Origin of the sequence: Streptomyces boncukensis (assembly GCF_011045075.1) — a bacterium.
Classification (GTDB): Bacteria; Actinomycetota; Actinomycetes; order Streptomycetales; family Streptomycetaceae; genus Streptomyces; species Streptomyces boncukensis.
The window spans coordinates 1-524 of record NZ_JAAKZZ010001109.1 but is presented as its reverse complement, the minus strand read 5'-3'; the positions used below and the strand labels follow the sequence as shown (position 1 = coordinate 524).

At 73.1% G+C, this 524-nt stretch carries 1 protein-coding gene; it reads left to right on the top strand.

The genetic code is table 11. The features are described from left to right. Window positions 1-524: KR domain-containing protein (locus G5C65_RS38185; RefSeq protein WP_165303677.1), on the top strand; the 524-nt coding region annotated here is incomplete at both ends.

Sequence of the window (524 nt, the reverse complement as noted above, 5' to 3'; positions counted from 1 at the left end):
ACCCACCCCCTCACCGCCGTCATCCACACCGCCGGCACCCTCGCCGACGCCACCCTCGACAACCTCACCCCCGACGCCGTCGACCGGGTCATGGGGCCGAAGGCGAACGCGGCCTGGCATCTGCACCAGCTCACGCGCGACAAGCAGCTCAGCGCATTCGTCCTCTTCTCCTCACTCGCGGGACTCATCGGCAACCCGGGACAGGCCAACTACGCCGCCGCCAACACCTACCTGGACGCCCTCGCCCACCACCGCCGCGCCCAGGGACTCCCCGCCACCTCCCTCGCCTGGGGACTGTGGGAGACGGCGGACGGCCCAGCGGACGGCATGGCCGGAGCGCTCACCGACGCCGACATCGCCCGCTGGGCCCGGCGCGGAGTGCTGCCCCTGACCGCCGAGCGCGGCATGGAACTCCTCGACGCCGCCCTCGCCTCCGACCACCCCGTCCTCCTGCCCGCCGAACTCGACCTCACCACCCTGCGCAACCCCGACACCGCCACCACCACACCCCCACTCCTGCGCAC